The organism is Sphingobacterium sp. Mn56C (genome assembly GCF_049319645.1).
In the GTDB taxonomy this organism is placed as follows: Bacteria; Bacteroidota; Bacteroidia; order Sphingobacteriales; family Sphingobacteriaceae; genus Sphingobacterium.
This window is the reverse complement of sequence record NZ_JBMOUC010000017.1, coordinates 1-961: the sequence shown is the minus strand read 5'-3', so window position 1 is coordinate 961 and position 961 is coordinate 1. Positions and strand designations below refer to the sequence as shown.

Here is a 961-nt window from a genome sequence, read left to right as displayed (position 1 = left end):
TGAGTTATTAGAAAAAGGAACTGCATTTCCCTTAATTCAGGCATTATTAAAACTTAACGATTACGTAGATCCTAAAAAACCTATTGTAGAAGTAGTTGTAATGTCAAGGAATAGTCCTGAAACTGGAGTTAGAGTTTTAAAAGCTATAGAACATTATCAACTTCCACTAACAAGATGGGCATTCTCTGGAGGCGAACCATTGTCTCCATTCTTAGATGCATTTGATATAGATTTATTTCTTTCGAAAGATGAAAAAGAAGTTCAAAAAGTAATTGATAATTCAAATTGTGCTACCGCTGTAATTTACGACCCCCCAGCAGATTATGTTCCCGAAACTGAGAGAGTGAAATTTGCATTTGATGCAGATGCTGTTGTGTTTTCAGAAGAATCAGAATTAATTTACAAAACTCAAGATTTAGAAGCATTTCATAAACATGAAAAGGAAAATGAAGATGTTCCACTAAATGGCGGACCTTTCGCTGAATTATTGAAAAAACTATCAAAAATTCAAGAAAAGTTACCAATGACAATTGAATTAACTCCACTGAGAATTGCAATTGTAACAGCTAGAAATGCTCCAAGTCATATGCGAGTAATTAAGACCTTGCGTCATTGGGGTGTGTATGTTGATGAGGCATATTTTATGGGTGGATTATCAAAAGATAAAGTTCTTAAAGCATTTGGAGCACACATTTTTTTTGATGACCAAGAAATACATTTAGACGGCTCAAGTAAAGTTGTACCATGTGGAAAGGTTTTGTATAAATCAGATTCACCAATGAAGCAGTATGATATTAGAATTTCAAAAGAATCACCTATATTAAAAAACGATGAAACTCTAAACATCGAAATTCCAGAAAACGAAGAAGAAAAAAATAAAGCAACGAACGCATAACAAGGGTTTGGCGCTATGGTGGGTTAAGGCTAAAATTTGAAGTTTTGGCTTTCTATTCTGCAAAAG

Annotated in this window: 1 protein-coding gene; it reads left to right on the top strand. The window is 33.6% G+C overall.

What is annotated here, in order from left to right; translation table 11 throughout:
* On the top strand, positions 1–895 hold an 895-nt coding region (locus ACL9RF_RS17715; RefSeq protein WP_422801975.1), incomplete at its 5' end, for a 5'-nucleotidase.
* Positions 896–961: the final 66 nt, after the last annotated feature.